Below are 21,896 nucleotides of genomic sequence, written 5' to 3' on the forward strand. Positions count from 1 at the left end.
TTACAATGGTAATTATATTATATTTAATTATCGATACCCTAAAGTCTGTAATTCATACATTAGGGTTAGAAATGGAGAACAGGTCTAAGATAAAAATTGGTAATAGTAAATTAGCTAAAATGAAGATGGTTTTGAAAAGTAGATTATAACTAGAATGGTCACGTTACAAGTTTGCCGTCTTACCGCTTAATGAGGGCTATCTAAGCATGAAAATGAACCTGTTCAGATAGCTATGAACGGCTATTACTATAATGACTATTAATAGGATAATAGAAATTATAATTGTATTTACTTTGATAAATAATTCACTAAGTATAAGAAAGAGGGCGCATGTAATGAATTTTGAAAAACTTAGTTCTGGTAAAACGGCTGAGGTATATAAATATAACAAAATTTATGATTATTTCAGAACATCAAAATAATCATTCTAATAGTAAGAGAAAAATATGTTTGAATTAAAAAAATACCGTATCTTTTAAGTGATACGGTATTTTTAACAACAAAGCTTTTAAGCTTGGTTTATTGAACCGAAAAGTTCCATTTTTTCTTTAACTGTAGCTTTGATAGCTTCAAATCCTGGAGCTAACAATTTACGAGGGTCAAAGCCTTTTCCTTGAAGATCTTTACCAGCTTCGATATACTTACGAGTAGCTTCTGCAAATGATAGCTGGCATTCAGTATTAACATTTATTTTAGCAACTCCTAGGGAAATAGCTTTTTTGATCATATCTGCAGGTATTCCAGTACCACCATGTAAAACTAGTGGAACATCACCAGTAACTTCGTCTACTTTAGCTAATGTATCAAAATCTAAGCCTTTCCAGTTTGCAGGGTACTTTCCATGGATATTACCTATACCAGCAGCAAGCATAGTAACACCTAATTCTGCAATTCTCTTACATTCAGCTGGATCAGCAACTTCACCAGCACCGATAACTCCATCTTCTTCTCCACCTATGGAACCTACTTCAGCTTCCATGGATAGTCCTTTTTCGTTAGCTAATTTGATGATTTCCTTTGTCTTTTCAATGTTTTCATCTATTGGATAGTGAGAACCATCGAACATAACAGATGAGAAACCAGCTTCGATTACTTTGAAAGCTCCTTCATAGCTGCCGTGATCCAAATGAAGTGCAACTGGAACAGTAATGTTTAAGTCTTTTAATAAACCATTAACCATTCCAACTACAGCATGATATCCACCCATATATTTTCCAGCACCTTCGGATACTCCTAGGATTACTGGGGAATTATTTTCCTGAGCAGTAAGTAATATTGCTTTAGTCCACTCCAAATTGTTGATATTGAACTGTCCAACAGCATACTTACCATTTTTAGCCTTATTTAACATCTCTTTTGCTGAAACTAACATAATTTTACCTCCAATTATATAATTTATTGTAACTTGTAAACTATGAGAAATATTTCTCTCAATTAATTATAATATAAAGTTGTTAAAAATGAAACAATTTTGATAAGAATATAAATGTATTATAACCAGCGTATGAAAATAATATTGAAAAATGCAACTTGGAGTTTATAAAAATATTATTTTATCATAAAGAACTTGTATAGAAAAGAACATTTTCTAAAAAGGTTTACTGGTAGAAATATAGACTTTGTCATTAGTACTTTTTATTAATTTCATTCCATTAGTGTTTATATCAGCACAAAAGTTATTTTTTTGACGGTATTCTTTAGGACTTATCTTATAGTATTTTTCAAATGTATAACTAAAATGCTGTCTGCTGTTATAACCAACCTCAAAAGCTATGTCAGTTATAGTGGAAGTTGTATTTTGTAATAAATAAGCAGCTTTTTGAAGCTTTATTTTATTTCTATATTCTGAAATACTGCAATTTTGATACTGTTTAAATAACTTTTGAAGATAAGTTTTATGTATTCCGATATATGAAGCTATATCTTGAATACTTATTTCTTTATCTAGGTTATCTTTGATATACTGCTGAGCTTTGCGCACATAGACCAATCCTGCAATAGAATTGTTATTCTCTGTGCAACGGGAAAGTTCAATTAGAATGTGCATAAGTAGAACTTCTAAAACAAACTGGTTTTGTTTGATGGAATAAGTTTCAAGTTCTAATAGCAGATCCTTTAATGCATGGCATAAAGTTCCTCTATCATATAGTGAAATATATTCAAAAGGCGTCTGAAGAAAATTTAAAAAGGTATTAAACTGAGTTTTTAATTTCATTATATCTATTCCCATTCTATTTGTGGTGCAGGCAAACTCTAAATTTATAATTGAACAAGGAGACCCCTCGTTAACACAAAGTAAATGAGGAATATTCTCATCTATAAATATGAATTGTCCCTGTTTAAGCGTCAATATTGTATTATTAACTTCTACATTGCAAATACCTTTTGTCACATACATAATTTCACAGCTTGGGTGACTATGTTGTGACATATGAAAGCTGTCAAAGCTGACGCTGTAATAAGCTTCTATAGAAATGTATCTGTTTTCATCATTGAAAATACTCATAATTTATACTCCTAGTTTGTAAAAGTAATGCAACATTTTATTGCATTTTTGTATTTCGTTCTTTATTTGATTGCACATTCTATTCTAACAGAAATTATAATTGATTTATACATTTATTTAAGGAGGTTTTAGGATGCTTAGAAAGAAAGATTATGTAGCATTGACTCCACCAATGGGTTGGAATAGCTGGGACTGTTATGCGGCTACAGTTAATGAGGAGCAGCTGCTCGGAAACGCTAAATATATGGAAAAATATTTGAAACAGCATGGTTGGGAATATGTGGTCTGTGATATTCAGTGGTCTGAACCTATGGCTGGTACAGGTGTTAGCGAATATAGAAATTTTGCTCACCTTACATTAGATGAATTTTCTCGTCAGATTCCTGCAGAGAACCGTTTCCCTTCATCTAAAAATGGAGTGGGATTTAAGGCAATCGCTGATCAGATTCATGATATGGGACTTAAATTTGGTATACATATCATGAGAGGGATTCCAAGACAAGCTGTTCATGCTAGGACAAAAATCAAAGGAACTTCAGTAACTGCTGATCAAATTGCATTATTTGGTTCCATATCAAGATGGAATGGTGATATGTATGGCGTAGATTATACAAAGCCAGGTGCACAGGAGTACTATAATTCACTGTTTGAACTATATGCTGAGTGGGGTGTGGATTACGTAAAAGTAGATGATATCTGTAACACTAACATGTATCCTCACGATCCATACTCAGCTGAAAAGGAGATAGAAATGATTCGCCATGCTATAGACAATTCTGGGCGTCAAATGGCTTTAAGTCTTTCACCAGGACCTGCTGTGATTGAAAAGGCTTGGCATATGGAACAAAATGCGAACCTATGGCGTATTACGGATGATTTCTGGGATAAGTGGGAATTACTTAAAGCTATGTTTGAGCGCTGCGAAGTGTGGCAGAAGCATGTAACTCCAGGCTGTTGGCCTGACTGTGATATGCTTCCGTTAGGGAAAATAGGCATGGGCTTCCATCAAGGCAGATGGACAAATTTCACTAAAGATGAACAGCGTACAATGATGACTTTATGGAGTATTTTCCGTTCTCCATTAATGATGGGCGGAGAAATGAGAGACAACGATGAGTGGACACTTTCACTGCTTACTAATGATGAAGTGCTGCGACTTCTTAAGCATTCTTTTGATGCTACTCAGTTAAAGAGAGATGATAATGAAGCAGTATGGGTCAGTGAAGATGAGGATGGGGCAAGATATATTGCTTTATTTAATCTTTCAGATAAACAACTTACGGTTGAAGCTGATTTGTCAGAATTAGAACTAAAGACGGTTTCAGTTCGTGATTTGTGGGAGCATAAGGATTTAGGAAAAGCAGAAGGAACTGTCAGTGCCTTGTTACCGGCTCATGGCTCCGTTTTATATCGCTTGGAGAAATAAATATTTTTTTCAGATAGGACTCTATTCACACAAACAGTGCAGATAGAGTCTTATTTGTTTACTTACCAGTTACACACTGGATATAGGGTTTTTACTTCAACTATTAACTTATACATGCCGAATGATCGTTGAAGCGTTCGATAATTCAGCATGTATAAGTTAAGTTTACGTATAGAAACCCTATAACTTATTGGAAGTAATGTTTTTTTAAGGTATAATAAGGCTAAGGTGTTTTGGCCAATATATGCGTATATAAAAGGGAGTGAAAATAATGAACATTTCAGTTCTTGGCTGCGGAAGATGGGGAACTTTTTTAGCTTGGTATGCTAATAAAATAGGACATAATGTAAATAATTTGTGAATCTGGAATAGGGGCATGACCTGCTGGTCAATGCTCCCTACCGATTCTGTAAATTAAATGGATGCTAGTTAGGAAGAGAATTTTTTAAATATAGATTAATTTCTAATTTTGAAACGTTATTCTATGGAATAACAGTATTTAATTTCTTCGAAGTATACTTTAATATATCGTTAATTATTTAGAGAGGTAAAAGCCATTTTACAATTTAGTGCATGCTGAAACGGATTTTCTTTTTAATAAAAATAACCTTAAAAAACTATTTAACCAGGACAGGGCTCCCCAAGGAGCACGAGTTCAAGGTTGAGACCTGTCACGATTAAACAGTCGTTTCAGCTGTTTGGCCAATTAAAAGGAAAGTGCAATAGATAGTATATCAAAATGCAGTCTTTAACTCTCTTAAAAATTAAAACAACATTGGATTTATTTTTAAGATCGTTAAAGTTTGAATTTTAATAGATAGGAGATTGTGGCAATTGTGCCACAACCTTTAATATATTTTTACAGATGTACCAATAGGCACAAGGTTAAATACTTCAATAACATCATTGTTATACATTCTTACACAGCCATTGGATACATTTTTTCCTATAGAAGCTGGATTGTTGGTTCCATGAATTCCATAGTCTCCATTTGGTGCATTGAGGCCCATCCATCTTGCGCCAAAGGGTCCGCCAGGATTTATTGCTTTATTTATTATCTTAAAATTTCCTTTAGGAGTAGGAGTGGAAGCTTTACCGACAGCAACTTTGTAGGTTTTAAACACCGCATTATTTTTGAACAGAGTAAGAGTATGCCCTTTTGTATTTATACTAATGCTGTAGACAGCTCTATAGTCTTCAGAAATTGAATAAGTTGGAAATCTAAACATGATAATATCCTCAAAAAATTTATATACAATAATATATTATTAGTTTTTATTTAAATATGTGAATAAAAATATTAGGCGTGAATATATTGTAATGTATATAAACTTTTGTATCGCTAATAGGAGGTAATTGTTATGTCTATATATGTTATTATTGAGTATGTAGCTCAATGCAAATTACATAATATTCAACCTACATTTGAAGGGCTATATCAGTATAAAGAGATATGGAAAGAATAAAAGAGAATATATTATTAATATATAGCTATTGAAATTTTAATACAGCACTTTTGCATAAAATTCGTGTTACAAGTGCTTAATGAACGGATCAGTCTCCGAAGTGACACAACATTTCCTTTTGCATTTGTACACGAAAACTGATATATGATTAATAGCTGCAATTTATGATATACTAAATTATAGGTATAATAAAAAATGCTGCATAGCTTTCAGACAGGAGGAAAAACTGTGAAAGAAGCGCTTATTATAGTTTTGATTGTTGTAGGAGTTTGTGTATCGTGGAGCAAAATGTTATTAAGTATAGCTAACAAAAACAGTAAAAAGCCTATAATTAAGAGCACAAAAACTAGTAGATATTTATTAGCAGTTATTAATATTGTTTTATTACTGGCGATGGTATATTTGGTTGTTAAGTATATAATGGGCGGATAATCTTTTATTTGTGATTGTTTCAAAAAGGTTGTTAACAAAAAGTTAACAACTTTTTTTGATAAAAATAGCTTTTGGGAAATCAATACTTTGGACGGTATTAATGAAAAAGAAATAGTTTTATATATTTATACTTTTTTTAAAATAGGAGAAGATAAATCATATCTTAAGAAGGAGGCTTTTTTATGAGTTTTGAGGGATTTTATCTGCTTCCTCATCCGCCTATTGTAATTCCAGAGATAGGAAAAGGAGAGGAAAAGAAAATACAGGCCACAAGTTCTGGTTTTGATCAAATAGCAAAGGAGATCGCGGAGAAATCGCCAGACACTATTATCACTGTGACTCCTCACGGTACTATGTTTCAGGATGCAGTTGCAATATGTGGTGAACATGAGCTTAATGGCAGCTTTGAAAATTTCAGCGTTCCAGATGTTTCAATGAAGGTACATATAAATACAGCTCTTGCAAGCAGCATATACGAGTTTGCGCAGCAGGAAAATATACCTTCGATTATGGCTACGGATGGATTCTTAAATAAATATAATTCCTATGAATTTTTAGACCATGGGGTTATGGTACCATTGTACTTTATAAATAAATATTATAAAGCTTACAAGCTAGTACATATAACTTATGCTCCAATAGGCGATTTGGATTTATATAGGTTTGGAATGTGTATAAGAAAAGCAGTAGAAGAAAGTGATGAAAAAATTGTAATGATAGCCAGCGGTGATTTATCACATAGGTTGAAGGAACATGGACCATACGGATACAATCCATACGGAGAAAAATTTGATAAAGAATTCTTGGATTGCCTGAAAAATGGACATGTAGAAGGTGTGTTCAGCATTGATAGAGATACGCTTATCAATGCAGGTGAATGTGGAAGAAGATCAGTTGTTATGATGCTCGGAGCCTTAGACAAAAAGAAATTTAACGGCGAGCTTTTGAGCTACGAGGGAACCTTTGGAGTAGGCTATGGGGTAATGAAGTTTAATGTTATTTCTGAGAATACTTCAATGCTTGATAAATTGGAAACTGCGAGGAAAACGGCTTATGAGAGAAAAAAAGAAGGCACAGACCCTTACGCAAGACTTGCGAGAGAAAGTTTGACGCATTATTTGGTCAGCGGAGAAGAGCTTGAGGAGTTTCCTAATTATGTACCAGATGAAATGAAGTCTATAAAAAGAGGAGTATTTGTATCACTCAAAAAGCATGGCGAATTAAGAGGTTGTATTGGTACTATATTTCCAGTAACGGATAGTGTAGCAGAGGAGATTATGCGAAATGCTGTAGAGGCTGGAATGAACGATCCAAGATTTTATGAAGTTGAAGAAGATGAGCTTATAGATATAGACTTTTCAGTAGATGTACTTACGGAACCAGAGCCTGCTGATAAAGAAGAGCTAGACCCTAGGGAGTATGGTGTAATTGTTAGAAGTGGCCGCAAAACGGGACTTTTGCTTCCAGACCTTGAAGAGGTAGATACTGTAGAGAAGCAACTGGACATAGCTCTTCAAAAAGCGGGTATAGGATCTGCTGAAGAATATAAAATAGAAAAATTTAAGGTTTTAAGACATAAGGAAAGCTAGAAGGAAGGAAACATTATGAAGAAGGAAGCTATGTTTTATGAAAACATTGGGAGCAAAGTGCATTGCCTTTTATGCCCACACAATTGTGTAATTGAGGATGGACATTTTGGGAAATGCAATGTAAGGACCAATGAAAATGGAAAGCTATATACTGTGAATTATGGTGAAGTGACTTCAGTAGCTGTAGATCCAATTGAAAAAAAGCCACTTTGCTATTTTAAACCCTCTACGGAAATATTTTCTGTAGGGAGTTTTGGCTGCAATTTTACCTGTACCTTTTGTCAGAATTACAGCATTTCTCAGTTTCATGCTAAAAGTCAATTTGTAACTAAGGAAGATCTCGTGAAAGAAGCAGTAGCTATACCAGATAATATAGGTATAGCTTTTACGTATAATGAGCCGAGCATATGGTATGAATATGTATATGACTGTGCAAAATTATTGAAGGAAACTGATCCTAGCAAAGTTGTGGTGCTTGTAAGCAACGGATATATAAGGGAGGAACCATTAAAAGAACTTCTGCCTTATGTTGATGCGATGAACATAGATCTAAAAAGCTTTAACAATGAGTACTATAAGAATATATGTGGCGGCACTATAAATCCAGTATTGAAAAATATTGAAACAGCCGCAAAAGCCTGTCATGTAGAGATTGCAACACTTTTAGTGAGCGGAGAAAATGATAATCTTGAAGAAGTTGAGAATATAGCTTCATTTATAAGAGCTATCGATAAAAATATACCGCTGCATTTATCCAGATATTTTCCAAGATATAAACTTGAAAATCCGCCGACAGATATAGTTTTTATTAAAAAAGCTGAAGAAACTGCAAAAAAATATCTTACAAGAGTAAAGCTTGGAAATGTATAACCTGCATTTTACATGACCACTCTTTTTCTTAACATTTGTCTGTTATAAAATTTAAATGAAATAAAAAATAGCAATAAGAGGCGGAGCATTATGAAAAAAATTTTATCGCTGATGTTGATTATCTATATTTTGTTTGCAAATGGTTATACAGCAAATGGTAAGGAACGCACTGTAATAAAACTCAATACAAATAAATTGGTGTTAACAGTAAAAGAGGTTTATGATCTATGTTTGACTTATACTAAAGGGATTAAAAGGGCCGAATGGGTTTCTAAAAACAACAAAGTAGCAACTGTAAATTCTAGTACAGGTGAGGTCACGGCTAGGAAAAAGGGCAAGACTTATATCATATGTACTTTTAAGAAAAACAAAAAAATGTATCAGTACAAATGTGCTGTTACTGTAAAAAATTTTCCTAAGTTCGTTAACTATAAGCTAATGGCTCATGCATTAGGCGCAGTGGACAACACTTACATCTACAGTAATTCACTAGAAGGACTAGAACAATCTACAAAGAATAGGTTTAAATATATGGAAACTGATATTATCCTTACGTCAGATAATAAGCTTGTTTGTAGCCATGGATGGACGAAATTTACGTATGATTATACTGGGGTTCCATATAATGCAGAAAATCCAGTTATGACATACGATGAATTTATGAATACTAAAATACAGGGAAAATATACAACTATAGATTTATCGACTATAGTGGAATACATGAAAAAACATAAGGATGTTTATTTTATGTTTGATTTAAGAACTATTGATAAAGCTACTGCTATAGAAACAACGCAAAAAATTATTGAAGCATTTAAAGATAACGAAAAACTTTTTGATAGAATTGTAATGCAGGCTGGCAGTCAGGAAATGTATGAAGGTATTGACAGTGTATATCATTTTAAGTATTATCAGTATTTTATACATGATTCTGAAATTGATAGTATAGATAATATAATTAACTGGTGTAAAAAGAATAATATAGTGGTTGCATCGATTTATGAGGATGCCATAACAGAGGACATAATAAGAAAATTAAAAGAAAATGGTTAATGTGTGTTGGTGCATACTGTAGATGATGTTAATGAGGCAAAAAAATTGCTAAATGAAGGTGCAGATATAATTTGTACAAACTTTATAACCTATAGTAAGTTATATAATTTTAATTAGCAAATCGCTATTTCGACGGGTAAAATATCGATGTTTCAACGAATTTTGCGAAGTCGAAATAGCTGATTTTTTTTGAAATTTGTATACGGTAAAATGTTGACATTGACATTAATGTCATAGTTTAGAATGGATACTGAAAGGAGAAAGAGTTCAAATTGAATATTAGTACGTTATCAAATAAAACTGGAGCCAGTGTTCGTTCATTGCGCTATTACGAAGCAAAAGGACTTTTAGAATCTGATAGATTAGAAAATGGTTACCGTGATTTTGATGAAGCTATGGTAGTTAGAGTAAAGACAATTCAGATGTACTTAAGTGTAGGCCTTACTACTGAGGAAATTACAGATATTATCGAGTGCCCAGTTTCAGCAAAACTGCAAAGACCTTTATGTCAAAAAGCTATAGAAATTTATAAAGATAAATTAACAGTAGTAGAAAAGCAAATCAGTATATTGGAAGTATTAAGATCACAACTTCGTGAGAAGATAGATAATTTTGAAAGAAACGAAACTAGCTCCTTATAAGAGGAGAAATATAAATGATTATTGATAGCCATCAACATGTTATTTTACCAACTGAGAAACAACTGCATTTAATGAAAGAAGCAGGAATAGAGAAAACCATATTGTTTTCTACATCAATTCATCCTGAAAAAGCAGAGGATTTAGATGCTTTTGAAAAGGAAATGAGAACTTTAAAGGATATAATATCAGGCAAAGTGAGTGCATTGGAAACAAAGATTTCGTCAACAGAAGAAATGACAAAAATTATAAGTGAAAATCCTGATAAATTTATAGGGTTTGGGTCAATTCCCACAGGGTTATCGGAAGATAAGACGCTGGAGTGGGTAGAAAAGCAGATCGTCCAAAATAATCTTTATGGAATGGGAGAATTGACGCTTGCACCAGGTAGTGTTTATCTGTTAGAACCTATTTTTAAAGCCTCAGCTGAGTTTGGAAAACTTCCTTTGTGGATTCATACATTCTCACCACTGACATTAGAGGATATAAAACAGATTAATGAACTTTCAAAAAAATTTCTTGATATCCCTGTGATTCTTGGACATTCAGGAGGAATAAACTGGCTTGAGACGATAAAGCTTGTACAGGAAAACAAAAATTTATATATGGATACTTCTGCAGCATTTTCTTCTTTAGTACTTTCGCTTATTATAAAAACCTTTCCGGAAAGAACGCTTTTTAGTTCAGATGCTCCACATGGAGATCCTGTAGTTATGAGAAATATGATTGAAAGAATTACTTCGGACAAGTATGTAAGGCAAAGAGTTTTAGGTGACAATATAGCTGAGCTCTTAGAAATATAAACTATAGGGAAACACTGTGAAAACTTAACTTATACATGTTCGAAAAGCACAGTATCAAGCGATTATCGGGCATGTATAAGTTAATAGTTGAAGCTGTTTCCCTATACATCACATTTTATATATTTACTTTAGAGAAAACAATATTTACAATCTTGTGAAAAAAGTCTAGTATTATTAGTGATAAGGCAAATAATAGCCACTGAAAAATAGTAATTATATTTTATTTAAGGCTTATTATTGCATTATTTATAATACTAGATTTTTGTATATAGGAAGAAGGTTGCGCATCATGAGGAAAGAATTCCATAAGGAAAATAGGCAAAGGCTATATAAAGGAATGCAGAAAAATTCACTTCTTATTGTGTTTTCTGGAAAAGCTAAAAGAAAAACAGGGGATGAAGACTATCCTTTTTATACAAATAGAGATTTTTTGTACCTTACAGGACTAGACAGTCATGATTTCATATTTATGGCACAAATTACGGATTCTGAAGTTAGGGAGAAGGTTTATATTTTGCCGCCAGATGCGTTTTTAGAACGTTGGACAGGCACAAGGATTAAACCTGATGAAGCATATGAACTTTCAGCGATAGAAGATGTTGCATTTCTGCAGAATTTTGAGAGAGATTTTCACAATTTGGCTTCCAGTGGCAATTTTAAAAATATTTATTTTGACTTTGATAAGCTGGATATGAATGAGAGAGATGACGATACATATTTATTTCAAAAGAAGGCAGCAGAGGTTTATCCATTTTTAAATGTTTTAAATGTTCATCCCAATATTAAAAAGCTTCGTACAATTAAACGACCTTGTGAGATTGAGGCTATGAAAAAAGCTGAAATTATCACAAAAGAAGGCATTGTTGCTATGATGAAAGCATCCAAGCCTGGAATGTATGAATATCAGTATAAGGCTGAGTTTGATTACGCTTTAGGACAGCATGGACCGCAAGGATCAGCTTTTCCGTCAATTATTTCCGCTGGAAAGAATAATTTTTGTATTCATTATTATTCATATAAGGGAGTTGCAGCAGAGAATGATATGATCCTCAATGATGTAGGTGCTTGGTATGATGGCCTTATGAATGATGTCTCAAGAGGATGGCCATGCAATGGTAGGTATAATGACAGGCAGAAATTGCTATATAATTGTGCTTATAATACTTCTGAGCACATGTTCAGTATAATAAAACCAGGCATGAAGATGGCAGATGTAGACAAGACAATACGAGAGTATAATTTTGAGCAGCTAAAAGAAGCGGGGGTTTTAGATGACTATAGGAATATCGGAACGTACATGTGGCATGCAGGAGCACATCATGTAGGTTATGATGTACATGATGATGTTGAGATGCCGGAGATAATCGCCCGTGGAATGGTATTTTGCATAGACATAGGCATCTACCATGAAGAATGGGGAATTGGATTCAGGCTTGAGGATAACTGCCTTGTTACTGAAGGCGGTTGTGAGAATTTATCAGCAGCAACACCAAGGACGATTAAAGAGATTGAAGATACTATGAAGAAAGGATATTTTTAGGTGAATAAATATGTTAAGTAAAGAATTTCATAAAACAAGAAGAGAAATGTATGCAAAGTTTATTGAAAACAATTCAATAGGAGTAGTTTTTGCAGGTGAAGAAAAGGATGAGGCAGGAGATGAATGCTATCCATTTTCAGTCTATAGAAACTTTTACTATTTAACAGGGTACACAAAGCCAAATTCAATTTATATGGTATATCGCATAAATGATAAATTTAATGAAATGCTGTTTATTGAAAGGCCTGAGGAAGTCAAGGAGAGATATGAAGGTAAAATGCTGAGACCGGAGGAGGCTAAAGCTGAATATGGGATTGATTCGGTGAGATATATTAATGAACTGGAAAATATTATATCCTGGCTTATGTTTACATATGATATCAAGAATTTATATGTAGATATCGCAAGACTTGATATGAATATGTCGCTAGATGCTGCACAGCAGTTTGCAAAGAAAGTGTTGGATAAGTATCCATTTTTGTCATTAAAAAATACATATCATAAAATTGCTAATATGAGATCAGTAAAACATAGGGAGGAGATAGAGGCACACAGGAGGGCTTGCAGCATTACGAGTGATGCTGTAAAGCATATGCTGAGTCATATGAAACCTGGCATGACAGAAAATCAGGTGGAGGCATATTTCGATTTTGTGCTTAAGAGCAACAATTGTGGACATGCATTTGCTACAATTGCCGCATCTGGGCCCAATTCCTGTGTGCTGCATTATAGTGAGAATTCTAGAAAAATCGAAGATGGTGAAATGATACTGTTTGATCTTGGAGCAAGCTCTGATTATTATTGTGCAGATGTATCAAGGACTTATCCTATAAACGGTAAGTTTACTGATAGACAAAAACAATTGTATGAGATTGTGCTTAAAGGTCTTGAGGCAGCTATTGCAAAGACAAAACCTGGACAGCCAAAACATCTTCTTCAACAGGTAAGTAAGGACGTAATGGCAGAGGAATTGATAAAGATTGGTATGATAAAGAAGCCAGAGGAAATAAATAAATACTATTTGCATGGTTCCGGTCATTTTATAGGACTGTATACCCACGACGTAGGAAATGACGAAGCTACACTTGAGGAAGATATGGTATTTACGTTAGAGCCTGGTCTATATTTTGCAGAAGAAAATATAGGGATCAGGATTGAAGATACAATACTCATTACTAAAGATGGCTGTGAGGTTCTTACAGATAATATTCCCAAAACTGTTGGCGAGATAGAGGAGTTTATGCAGGGAAAATAACGTTCAACTGTATATGAATCAATTTTGTTTTTTAGGAATTTATGCTTTTTGCCAATTGAAGATAATTTTTATTAATATCAAGATACACCACTAAATAGGAGAAAAGGTGGTTACTAAATGAAAAAACGGTACAGCGTGTTTACGAAGAAGTTAATAAGAAACAGTAATATATTTTGAAGTTAGTGAATTAAGATAGCAAGGTAATAGAATTAATAAAATAAAAGTATTATGTAAAAATTAAGAGTTAGGGTATTAAAAATGGTTACACCTGATGGAGGCATTTGGAGCGAGTTTAGCAATTATCCGTGTCTTTTAGGCAAATTTCCGTTAAGATGGCGAATTGTTTGAGGCGCAGCCGAGTTATGAGCCATTAGGAAATTTGACTAAAAGATGCGGTGAAATTGCTTAACGAGTGGAACTAGCCGACATAGAGTGTAACCATTTTTTATAGCAATTTTTATTAAGAAATTATACATCATTTGCAATAACATTAGTATATAGAAAATATTTAATGATAGGATGTGTAATTGATGAAAAAAGTTCTTATTCTTGGAGGAAGCGGGCTTATTGGAAAAGCAATAGCAGAGGAAATGAGAGGCAACGAGCAGCTTGATGTTTATGGAACCTATAATAGTAATTTAACTGTACTAGATAAAAACAAAAGCCTTAAATTAAATATAGAGGATTTAGCAGATACACAGCATATACTAACTGCTGTACAACCTGAAATTGTTATATCTTGCATAAGAGGAGAATTTGATAAACAGCTTATTTTTCACAGAAAAGTTGCGGAATATCTTAATGAGAATGGCGGCAAGTTATATTTTTTCTCTACTACAAATGTATTTGACGGTGATACAAGCAAACCTCACTATGAAGAGGACAAACCCAATTCTATTACGGATTATGGAAAATTTAAGATAGCCTGCGAGGATATGCTTATGAATATATTACATCAAAATGCATGCATATTAAGGATTCCTCAGGTTTGGGGTAAAGAATCTCCTAGAATGAAGCAATTAATAGATGCACAACGTAACAAAAAGAAAATAAAAGTATATTCAGGCATATTTGTAAATACGAATACTGATGTTTGCATTGCAAAGAAAACCTGTTATATAATCGATAAAGACTTGAAAGGGATTTTTCACTTGTCGGCTGATGATATGATGGATTATAAAGATATATATAATCAATTAGTACTAAAGTTGGAACTTAAGAATGTAAAATTTGATGAAGAGATTAGCGAAGGTGGATATTTTGCTATATTATCCAAAAGGCAGCAGGAATTTCCTAACGATTTTAGAATAAGTAATAGATTGGTAATTGATTACTTGACTAATTAGTGAATATAAAAAAGTTAGGATGTGTTGTTATGATATTGAGTGCAAAGAACAAGAAAGAATTGTTTTGCTGTTTGGATAAGATTGGCATAAAAAGTGCAATTAATAAAAATAAATATGTGCTTATAAAAATTAATCTGGCAAGGCCTGCTGAACCTGGTCATCCAAGAACAGATGTTAAATTACTATCAAAAGTAATAGAATATGTATATCTAAATGGTGGAGATTGTACTCTTGCTGAAAGCGCTAACGGATATTTACGAAATAATCTTAAGCAGGCTGGTTTAGGCGAAATTCTTAGTAAATATAAAGTAAAGCTAATTGATTTAGACTTTGAAGAAGTAGATGAGATAGATATAGATGGCGAAAAGCATTTTTTGCCAAAATGTTTAAAAAATTATGGCGTAAGGATAGGACTTCCTGCTACATCAAAAAGGCCTGAAGCAATTTTTTCGAATAATGTTAAATTATTTATCGGTGCTGTACCAAGACGTATGTACCAAATAGGAGATTTAATTAAAGATTGGAGACCTCGCATTCACATACATCTTCATAAATCCGTTGCTAATGTGTATCGTGCAATTCAGGAGTACTGTCCGTTTGATTTCTATATAAATGGAGGGGTAGCAATGGAAGAGTATACTGGGCAATTCGAATTTGAGCAAACTTTTATTGGTGATGATGCAATAGAACTTGATATGTATATGTTGGACAATTTTTTTAAGAGGCATGAAGTTCCGGAATATTTACAGATATTAAGAATAGCTGATTAAAATTATTTACTGCTGGGCCAAGCAAGTAATTATATTGATGAAAGGCTAGTCCATGAAAGCGAGGGGTATTTTATTTAAGAATCGAATCATTGGAAAAGACAGGTTAATACAAAGACTAAAGTTTGCTGCACAATCACTTAACAACTAGGAGAGAATAATGGACGATTTACTTAAGGAAGCATTAGGAAATTACAATATTGAAAACCCTAAAATAGAATTTATAAGGCATAATGAAAATAAAACCTTTAGATTAAAGAATCCTAGGTCGATGCAAGAGTATGTCTTGCGTATCCATAAGACTAGCAGAGATTTTTCTAAGGATATTTTTGGAGAAAGCGAACAACGTTTGGACTTCCTTAATGGAGAAATGGAAGTCCTGGATTTTATTCGCAGAGATACTGATTTATTAATTCAGATGCCAATTAAAAATAGGGATGGAAAATTTGTAACAATTTTGAAGGATGGAACTTTTGTTACCGTCTTAACTTGGATAGATGGTAATACTATTGAAGAAACCAAGCAGACTGAAGATATAGCATATAAAGTAGGGCAGATGGTTGGAAAGCTGCACAACCTACCTAAATATAAAATTGAAAGCAGTAATATTAAACGGTATTACTATGATAAAAAATTATTATTAAATAGTATTGTGAAGATTAGAAGCATTCTTGATGCAAGGATTATTTCAACAGAACAGTACATAGCTATTGAGAAGGCTATTAGTGAAGTGATTATAAGAATAAGCGAATTAGATGCAAAGGAAAAACATATGAGTTTAGTGCATTCTGATTTGGCAAAATCTAATTTGATAGTTAGCGGCAGCCAAATAGTGCCGATAGATTTTTCATTAAGCGGGTATAGTTATTATTATATGGATTTAGGCTCACTTTTTAGCCACTTTACTGAAGCAAATGAACGCAAGGATATCATGGCCGGTTATAGGAGTATGAATAGTAAAACAATAGATTTAAGGTATATAGAGGCATTCATCGTGTTTCAAATAATTCTGTTTATAGTTACACATACAAAAGGTGCGGCTAAAATGGAATGGTTTGGTGAAGCGATAAACAGATGGAGCAGGGAGTTCTTTGTACCCTTTTCAGAAGGTACTCCATTTATTAGGATAGACTAGTGCAAGATACTCTTGCAAGCTTGAGAAATATAATAATTTGAATAATTGTTATGATATTCACGCATTTTAACTAGTATATAGCAATTAAATACTAGGAGGTAAACGAAAATTGAGACCTATAAAATTTAAAGTGTTTGAAGAAAATAATATCTATTCAGATAAAAAGTGCATAAAACTTGATTTGGATATGGAAGGTTTGGAAAATGTATTTACTACTGAAATTGACGGCTTGGAATATGAACTACTCACCATGCTGCCGGAATTAGTCAACCACCAATGTTGTACTAATGAAGATTCAGGTTTGGCTCATAAGCTTAATAGAGGAATTCAACTTCATCATTTATGCGGGCATATAGCGCTAGCTGTGCAGGATAGGGCAGGCATCAATGTAGGTTTTTGCTCGCAAAGCAGATGCTGCACAAGCAATTGCTATACAATCTATGAGTATAAGTATAAAAATTCTGGTATAGAAGCAGGCAGAATTGCCGTTGATGTTATTAACTATTTTACTGGAGATGATTTGTTTGATTTAGACTTCAGATTGGAGATACTGAAAGAAATGTTTGAAACTGAGCAGTCAGCTGTTGTTACTTTTATTTGAAAAAATCCAGTAGCAAACCTCCTGAAGAATGAATATTATGTAAATTGTAAAAAGACATATTGGGAGGAAAATTATATATCATGATGAATTATATGAGACCAGATGCTGATATGCTAGATATGTATTGTCCAAGAATGGACAAATGCATTCCACAGGAACTTACAATACGTGATGTAAGGTTAGCTACTGCTTATGTTCCGTTTCAAAAACTTTGTAATACCTTTTCTCCGATAGAGGCTCTTAAGCTGGGGACTATATTTCCGGAATTGTACAGCCCTTATAATAAAAAAGCTAAAAATTATAAACCAGAGGGTAAGAGATAGGAGGGAATACTATTATGGACAAGGATATGAATAAAATGGATTTGTTAAAACAGATAATGGTAACTGATTTCATGATAGTGGACTATCAATTATATCTCGATACCCATCCGGATGATCAGGAAGCAATAACAAGATATAATTCTTTAGCTGCACAATCTAGTTCTTTAAAGACTGTATACAATAAACATTACGGAATGCTCTCTCAAGGAAAATCTGAAAGCAGTTATCCATGGCAGTGGATAAATCAGCCGTGGCCTTGGGAGTATAGTGCAAATTTTGAGTTCGATAAGGAGGATAGATAGAATATGTGGGCATATGAAAAGAAACTGGAACATCCGATAAAGATTAGAAAACCTGACCCTAGAATGGCAAAAGTAATTATCACGCAATATGGAGGTCCAGATGGAGAATTAGCTGCATCACTCAGATATTTAAGTCAGAGATTTTCCATGATTACATCAGAAGCTATAGCTACGTTAAATGATATAGGAACGGAAGAATTAGCTCATTTGGAAATGGTAGGGGCTATTGTTCATCAATTGGTTGAAGGCGCAAGCGTTGAAGAAATCGAAGCAGCAGGTTTAGGACCATATTACGCAGACCATGATAAAGCAATATATCCTGTAAGTGCAGATGGAGTTCCATTTACAGCTGCATATATTCAATCCAAAGGAGATCCAATAACAGATCTTCATGAAGACATGGCAGCTGAGCAAAAAGCAAGATCCACATATGAATATCTAATCAATATGGCAGACGATCCAGACGTTATAGAACCGCTTAAATTTTTAAGAGAGAGGGAAGTAGTTCATTTTCAGAGATTTGGAGAAGCACTAAGAATAGTGCAGGATTATTTGCAATCACCGCATTTGTTTACAATGCCAAAACCCGATTTCATGAAATAATAAAAGAAGGGAGAAGTGGTCAGAGGAGACAGAAAAATGTTTTTATTGATCACTTCTTTCCTTATGCTCACTTTACGTACAGTGTATATTGATTTTATAAAGTGTTTATATTTTATGGTTCTCATTCATATAATTAACTATGAATTAATATATGAGGGAGAGCGACAGTGTCACAGGACGAATTTTTTACATTTACAGAATATATGAAAAAGGATCAGAATTTATTATCACCTTCCGCAGAGGATTATATGGAAATGGTGTACAGATTATCATATAAAAGTGGTTTTACAAGAGTGAATGATATCGCTTCATCCCTTAATGTACAGCCGCCTTCAGTAAGCAAAATGCTTCATAAATTAGCTGAACTAAAGCTTATAAAGTATGAAAAATATGGAGTTATAATGCTTGAAAAAAGAGGAAGTGAATTAGGAAAAGCGCTATTGACGCGGCATAATATAATAGAGAAATTTCTAAGTATGCTAAATGTAGGAGACGATTTGTTAGAGGAAACTGAGAAGATAGAGCATACGATAAACAAAGAGGTCCTTTGCGGAATGAGGGATATGGTAGAGTTTTTTGATGCTTATCCTGATATACTGGAAAAATTAAATAAGTTTAGAAAAGAAAAAAATAGTAAGTAAGAGTAAAGAGAAGAGATAAATTCTTCTTTTTACTCTTTTAATTGTTTCAAGACTAGGCAAGTCCTAGCAGCCTAAATATTGTAGTAGTAATAAAGCAAACTGTTATTGCGATAACTGTAGGAATAACTATAGATAATGCAGTCCATTTAAAACTTCCTGTCTCTTTTTTTATAGTTAGCAACGTTGTAGCACAGGGCCAATGTAATAGACTAAAAAGCATAGTATTCAATGCAGTTAGATAAGTCCATCCATGAGCAAGAAGTATTTTTCTAAATGATTCGATATTGTCGAAATCAACCATTGAACCTGTTGATAGGTAACTCATCAAAAGAATAGGCAATACAATTTCATTGGCAGGGAGTCCAAGTATAAATGCCATAAGTATAAATCCATCCAGTCCTATAATTTGAGCAAATGGATTCAGAAAAGCTGCCACATGGCCTATTACACTTAAATTGCCAATATGGATGTTAGCTAATATCCAGGTTATAGCACCTGCAGGAGCAGCTACAATAACAGCTCTCCAAAGAACAAAGATTGTCCTATCAATTATTGAAGTATATAAAACTCTTCCTATTTGAGGCATTCTATAAGGAGGAAGTTCCAAGGTGAAAGTAGAAGGCACTCCTTTTAATATGGTTTTTGAAAGTGCATAAGATACTAGTAAAGTTATACTTATACCTATAACTACTAATGTTGTAATAGACAGAACTGGTAATATTCCGGCAGCAGTACCTCCTTTAACCACAAAGAATACAGCAGATATAGCTATAAGTGTAGGAAATCTTCCATTACATGGAACAAAATTATTAGTAAGCGTAGCAATAAGTCTTTCTCTAGGTGATTCTATTATTCTGCAGGATATTATTCCAGCAGCATTACATCCAAATCCCATGCACATGGTGAGACATTGCTTGCCATGAGCACAAGCTTTTTTAAAAAGATGATCAAGATTAAAAGCTACTCTTGGCAGATATCCAAGGTCTTCAAGTATTGTGAAAAGCGGAAAAAATATAGCCATAGGTGGAAGCATAACAGATACTACCCACGCAAGAGTTCTATAAAGTCCCAACACAAGAATTCCATGCAACCAGGTGGGAGCGTTTATATTATTAAACCATATAGTAAGTTTATTTTGAGCAGCAAATAAAATATTAGCTAACATTTCAGAAGGAATATTAGCTCCAGTTATTGTAATCCAGAAGACTAACGCTAGAACTAAAAGCATTAGCGGAATACCAAATGTTTTTGAAGTAATATAATTATCTATTAATCTATCTCGGTTAATTTTAGTTTTATCTATTTTTACATACTTTTGCTTTATATGCTCAGCTGATTTATAAATTTGATTTGAGATTTCATCTCTTATTATTTTCTTATCCTCATAGGCAGAATATGAATCAATTAACTTTAGTATTTCTGCGGTAGAGTTCTCATCTAAATGAGTAAATATTGAGTTTATAAGCTTTGGGTCGCTATCAATAAGCCTTAAAGAAAACCATCTTGAATTAATTTTAGTAATCTTACTTTCGATTAAGGGTTGTATTAACTTTAACTTATTTTCTATAGAGTCTTTATATTTGATTTTATTAGGTTTTGAGATGATTTTTCCTGTGGTGACTTCATACAAAGTTTCTTTTAGCTCCTTTATTCCTATGCCGCTTCTAGCTGCACATAGTACTACTGGAATACCTAGCTCTTTTTCTATACCTTTTGCATCAATAACTATATTCTTTTTCTTCGCTTCATCTATCAGGTTGATACATAGTATTACATTATCAGTTAGTTCCATTACTTGATAAACGAGGTTCATATTTCTTTCTAGACAAGTAGCATCTGCCACAACTATAACTGCATCTGAATTTCCAAAACATATAAAATCTCTTGCTACTTCTTCTTCTACTGAAGAAGCAAAAAGTGAGTACGTGCCTGGAAGATCTACTATAATGTTATCTTTATTATTATATTTAAATTTACCTCTAGCGTTTACTACCGTTTTACCAGGCCAATTTCCAGTATGTTGATGTAATCCTGTAAGTGCATTAAAGACAGTGCTTTTACCGGTATTAGGATTACCGGCAAGAGCAATTACATAATGTGCGTTTTCTTTCACTTTATCAACTGTAAATATATCTGTTAAGGCATTATTTTGTGTGGATTGAAATGTTAATCCCATTCATAACCTCCAAAATATTATTTACTAGTATATAATGAATTATAAACTTATTACTGAGATACAGAAATTAGACAGGCTTCTTCCCTTCTCAAAGCTATCATTGCTCCTCTTATATTGTAAACTGTAGGATCGCCAGAAGGACCTCTTCTAATTACTTCTATTATGGCACCTTTTGTCAATCCGAGTGCCAACATTCTTTCTCTTAACATTCCGTTTGACGATAAATTTTCAACTATAGCAGATGTACCTATGTCTATATTATTAAGCTTTAACATAAAATATCCTCCCCAGTATAATTGTTAGTGTAAAGTTTTTTACACTACTCTTTTAAAAATTTCTTTATATATCAAGGGTTACAGAGTTTTTTTGTATAAAAAAAACAATGACCCCCAATTTCATGTTATAATTGAATTTTCGACCAAAC

The 21,896-nt window shown here is 33.3% G+C and carries 22 protein-coding genes; 17 read left to right on the forward strand and 5 right to left on the reverse strand.

Going from position 1 to position 21,896, the window contains the following annotated elements:
- Nucleotides 1-508: 508 nt before the first annotated feature.
- A complete protein-coding gene (fba, locus tag CLORY_RS18865; RefSeq protein WP_079427403.1) occupies nt 509-1,372 on the reverse strand; it encodes a class II fructose-1,6-bisphosphate aldolase in 864 nt (287 codons plus the stop codon).
- A 216-nt stretch (nt 1,373-1,588) separates the two neighbouring features.
- Complete coding sequence (locus tag CLORY_RS18870) at nt 1,589-2,506, reverse strand: AraC family transcriptional regulator (protein ID WP_079427405.1); 918 nt, start codon at nt 2,504-2,506, stop codon at nt 1,589-1,591.
- Nucleotides 2,507-2,639: 133 nt separating this feature from the next.
- Here CLORY_RS18870 and CLORY_RS18875 point away from each other — a divergent pair, with 133 nt between their 5' ends.
- Nucleotides 2,640-3,932: a glycoside hydrolase family 27 protein gene (locus tag CLORY_RS18875; RefSeq protein WP_079427407.1), complete on the forward strand. Its 1,293-nt coding sequence runs from the start codon at nt 2,640-2,642 to the stop codon at nt 3,930-3,932.
- 848 nt (nt 3,933-4,780) lie between these two features.
- Here CLORY_RS18875 and CLORY_RS18880 read toward each other — a convergent pair.
- A complete protein-coding gene (locus tag CLORY_RS18880; RefSeq protein ID WP_079427409.1) occupies nt 4,781-5,161 on the reverse strand; it encodes a L,D-transpeptidase in 381 nt (126 codons plus the stop codon).
- A gap of 465 nt (nt 5,162-5,626) precedes the next feature.
- Between CLORY_RS18880 and CLORY_RS18885 the strand changes: the two genes are divergently transcribed.
- The 16 genes from CLORY_RS18885 to CLORY_RS18960 all read left to right on the forward strand — a co-directional run bounded on the left by CLORY_RS18885 (nt 5,627) and on the right by CLORY_RS18960 (nt 19,296).
- Nucleotides 5,627-5,830 (forward strand): hypothetical protein, encoded by a 204-nt coding sequence (locus tag CLORY_RS18885; protein ID WP_079427411.1) that lies wholly within the window; start codon nt 5,627-5,629, stop codon nt 5,828-5,830.
- 182 nt (nt 5,831-6,012) lie between these two features.
- Nucleotides 6,013-7,419 carry an AmmeMemoRadiSam system protein A gene (amrA, locus tag CLORY_RS18890; protein WP_079427414.1) on the forward strand — a complete coding sequence of 469 codons (1,407 nt, stop codon included), beginning with the start codon at nt 6,013-6,015 and terminating at the stop codon, nt 7,417-7,419.
- 15 nt (nt 7,420-7,434) lie between these two features.
- Nucleotides 7,435-8,289: an AmmeMemoRadiSam system radical SAM enzyme gene (gene amrS / locus CLORY_RS18895; RefSeq protein ID WP_079427416.1), complete on the forward strand. Its 855-nt coding sequence runs from the start codon at nt 7,435-7,437 to the stop codon at nt 8,287-8,289.
- Between the two features lie 90 nt (nt 8,290-8,379).
- A complete protein-coding gene (locus CLORY_RS18900; RefSeq protein WP_079427418.1) occupies nt 8,380-9,342 on the forward strand; it encodes an Ig-like domain-containing protein in 963 nt (320 codons plus the stop codon).
- Between the two features lie 272 nt (nt 9,343-9,614).
- Nucleotides 9,615-9,983, forward strand: coding sequence for a MerR family transcriptional regulator (locus tag CLORY_RS18905; protein ID WP_079427420.1), 369 nt, complete (start codon nt 9,615-9,617; stop codon nt 9,981-9,983).
- Between the two features lie 14 nt (nt 9,984-9,997).
- Nucleotides 9,998-10,783, forward strand: a complete 786-nt coding sequence (locus tag CLORY_RS18910) for an amidohydrolase family protein (RefSeq protein WP_079427422.1) — start codon at nt 9,998-10,000, stop codon at nt 10,781-10,783.
- A 289-nt stretch (nt 10,784-11,072) separates the two neighbouring features.
- Nucleotides 11,073-12,323, forward strand: a complete 1,251-nt coding sequence (locus tag CLORY_RS18915) for a M24 family metallopeptidase (RefSeq protein WP_079427424.1) — start codon at nt 11,073-11,075, stop codon at nt 12,321-12,323.
- Between the two features lie 10 nt (nt 12,324-12,333).
- On the forward strand, nt 12,334-13,578 hold the full coding sequence (locus tag CLORY_RS18920) for an aminopeptidase P family protein (RefSeq protein ID WP_079427426.1): 1,245 nt from the start codon (nt 12,334-12,336) through the stop codon (nt 13,576-13,578).
- Nucleotides 13,579-14,108: 530 nt separating this feature from the next.
- Entirely contained in the window at nt 14,109-14,924 is an 816-nt protein-coding gene (locus CLORY_RS18925) for a sugar nucleotide-binding protein (protein ID WP_079427428.1), read from the forward strand.
- A gap of 29 nt (nt 14,925-14,953) precedes the next feature.
- Nucleotides 14,954-15,694: a DUF362 domain-containing protein gene (locus tag CLORY_RS18930; protein ID WP_079427430.1), complete on the forward strand. Its 741-nt coding sequence runs from the start codon at nt 14,954-14,956 to the stop codon at nt 15,692-15,694.
- 157 nt (nt 15,695-15,851) lie between these two features.
- Complete coding sequence (locus CLORY_RS18935) at nt 15,852-16,826, forward strand: phosphotransferase enzyme family protein (RefSeq protein WP_079427432.1); 975 nt, start codon at nt 15,852-15,854, stop codon at nt 16,824-16,826.
- 109 nt (nt 16,827-16,935) lie between these two features.
- Nucleotides 16,936-17,427, forward strand: a complete 492-nt coding sequence (locus CLORY_RS18940) for a cyanophycin synthetase family protein (RefSeq protein ID WP_079427434.1) — start codon at nt 16,936-16,938, stop codon at nt 17,425-17,427.
- Between the two features lie 80 nt (nt 17,428-17,507).
- Entirely contained in the window at nt 17,508-17,750 is a 243-nt protein-coding gene (locus CLORY_RS18945; protein WP_139376098.1) for a spore coat associated protein CotJA, read from the forward strand.
- A gap of 14 nt (nt 17,751-17,764) precedes the next feature.
- Entirely contained in the window at nt 17,765-18,052 is a 288-nt protein-coding gene (locus CLORY_RS18950) for a spore coat protein CotJB (RefSeq protein ID WP_079427436.1), read from the forward strand.
- 3 nt (nt 18,053-18,055) lie between these two features.
- Complete coding sequence (locus tag CLORY_RS18955) at nt 18,056-18,655, forward strand: manganese catalase family protein (RefSeq protein ID WP_079427438.1); 600 nt, start codon at nt 18,056-18,058, stop codon at nt 18,653-18,655.
- Between the two features lie 167 nt (nt 18,656-18,822).
- Entirely contained in the window at nt 18,823-19,296 is a 474-nt protein-coding gene (locus CLORY_RS18960; protein WP_079427440.1) for an iron dependent repressor, metal binding and dimerization domain protein, read from the forward strand.
- 52 nt (nt 19,297-19,348) lie between these two features.
- Here CLORY_RS18960 and feoB read toward each other — a convergent pair whose 3' ends face one another.
- Complete coding sequence (gene feoB / locus CLORY_RS18965; RefSeq protein ID WP_079427442.1) at nt 19,349-21,472, reverse strand: ferrous iron transport protein B; 2,124 nt, start codon at nt 21,470-21,472, stop codon at nt 19,349-19,351.
- Between the two features lie 50 nt (nt 21,473-21,522).
- Complete coding sequence (locus CLORY_RS18970) at nt 21,523-21,747, reverse strand: FeoA family protein (RefSeq protein ID WP_079427444.1); 225 nt, start codon at nt 21,745-21,747, stop codon at nt 21,523-21,525.
- Nucleotides 21,748-21,896: the final 149 nt, after the last annotated feature.

It is taken from the genome of Clostridium oryzae (assembly GCF_002029235.1).
Classification (GTDB): domain Bacteria; phylum Bacillota; class Clostridia; order Clostridiales; family Clostridiaceae; genus Clostridium_AE; species Clostridium_AE oryzae.

Coding starts and splice junctions, on each gene's coding strand:
- fba (WP_079427403.1), bottom strand. CDS start 1,372: ATGTTAGTTTCAGCAAAAGAGATGTTAAATAAGGCTAAAAATGGTAAG.
- CLORY_RS18870 (WP_079427405.1), bottom strand. CDS start 2,506: ATGAGTATTTTCAATGATGAAAACAGATACATTTCTATAGAAGCTTAT.
- CLORY_RS18875 (WP_079427407.1), top strand. CDS start 2,640: ATGCTTAGAAAGAAAGATTATGTAGCATTGACTCCACCAATGGGTTGG.
- CLORY_RS18880 (WP_079427409.1), bottom strand. CDS start 5,161: ATGTTTAGATTTCCAACTTATTCAATTTCTGAAGACTATAGAGCTGTC.
- amrA (WP_079427414.1), top strand. CDS start 6,013: ATGAGTTTTGAGGGATTTTATCTGCTTCCTCATCCGCCTATTGTAATT.
- amrS (WP_079427416.1), top strand. CDS start 7,435: ATGAAGAAGGAAGCTATGTTTTATGAAAACATTGGGAGCAAAGTGCAT.
- CLORY_RS18900 (WP_079427418.1), top strand. CDS start 8,380: ATGAAAAAAATTTTATCGCTGATGTTGATTATCTATATTTTGTTTGCA.
- CLORY_RS18910 (WP_079427422.1), top strand. CDS start 9,998: ATGATTATTGATAGCCATCAACATGTTATTTTACCAACTGAGAAACAA.
- CLORY_RS18915 (WP_079427424.1), top strand. CDS start 11,073: ATGAGGAAAGAATTCCATAAGGAAAATAGGCAAAGGCTATATAAAGGA.
- CLORY_RS18920 (WP_079427426.1), top strand. CDS start 12,334: ATGTTAAGTAAAGAATTTCATAAAACAAGAAGAGAAATGTATGCAAAG.
- CLORY_RS18925 (WP_079427428.1), top strand. CDS start 14,109: ATGAAAAAAGTTCTTATTCTTGGAGGAAGCGGGCTTATTGGAAAAGCA.
- CLORY_RS18930 (WP_079427430.1), top strand. CDS start 14,954: ATGATATTGAGTGCAAAGAACAAGAAAGAATTGTTTTGCTGTTTGGAT.
- CLORY_RS18935 (WP_079427432.1), top strand. CDS start 15,852: ATGGACGATTTACTTAAGGAAGCATTAGGAAATTACAATATTGAAAAC.
- CLORY_RS18945 (WP_139376098.1), top strand. CDS start 17,508: ATGATGAATTATATGAGACCAGATGCTGATATGCTAGATATGTATTGT.
- CLORY_RS18950 (WP_079427436.1), top strand. CDS start 17,765: ATGGACAAGGATATGAATAAAATGGATTTGTTAAAACAGATAATGGTA.
- CLORY_RS18955 (WP_079427438.1), top strand. CDS start 18,056: ATGTGGGCATATGAAAAGAAACTGGAACATCCGATAAAGATTAGAAAA.
- feoB (WP_079427442.1), bottom strand. CDS start 21,472: ATGGGATTAACATTTCAATCCACACAAAATAATGCCTTAACAGATATA.
- CLORY_RS18970 (WP_079427444.1), bottom strand. CDS start 21,747: ATGTTAAAGCTTAATAATATAGACATAGGTACATCTGCTATAGTTGAA.